The following is a 620-nucleotide window of genomic DNA, read 5'->3' on the forward strand; positions in this document are numbered from 1 at the left end:
CCGTAAGGCGGTCGTTTTCGAGGCTAATAAGCTTGTTCAGTGCTCTGTACTGCGCAGCGGAATCCTGAATTGTATGACAGATTATCACTTACTATCGGGTCAAATGCGCGGGCGGCAGTGACCATACCTCCCCCACCTCGAATAACTTTATACTCACCCTTTTCTGGGCCTTGTGGATCAAGTTTAGGCGACACTTTATAATAATCTTTAGCGTACCAATCATTGACCCACTCCTCGGCATTTTCAGTCATATCATAAAGACCAAGTGGATTGGGTGCAAACATACCAACCGTTTTTAGGCCTGTGGCGATGTTAGCGGTTTTATCGGTAAACTCTTCATAACCACCTAATTCTGGGTTATAAAAACCTCTTCCCCTAAACTGAATAAAGCCATTGTTGGTTGCGTAGTAGAGATTTTGACCACGGCTGCGTGCAGCGTATTCCCACTGTGCTTCGGTAGGCAGATCCACTGGTAAAGCGGTCAATTGCCCCAGCCATTGACAATAGTTTTTTGCATCTTGCCAATTTACTTTTCTAGCGGGTTTGCCTTCGTAATACTCTTTTCTTGATTCAAAATCTTTAGCATCCCGTTTGAGATATTGACCATCGATTATCCTCTG

At 44.5% G+C, this 620-nt stretch carries 1 protein-coding gene; it reads right to left on the reverse strand.

Annotated elements, in window-relative coordinates; genetic code table 11:
* Positions 1-23: 23 nt before the first annotated feature.
* The coding region (locus QTN94_RS20295; protein ID WP_331428678.1) for a formylglycine-generating enzyme family protein at positions 24-620 on the reverse strand (597 nt) is incomplete at its 5' end.

The sequence above is a fragment of the Vibrio sp. M250220 genome (assembly GCF_036533795.1).
In the GTDB taxonomy this organism is placed as follows: Bacteria; Pseudomonadota; Gammaproteobacteria; order Enterobacterales; family Vibrionaceae; genus Vibrio.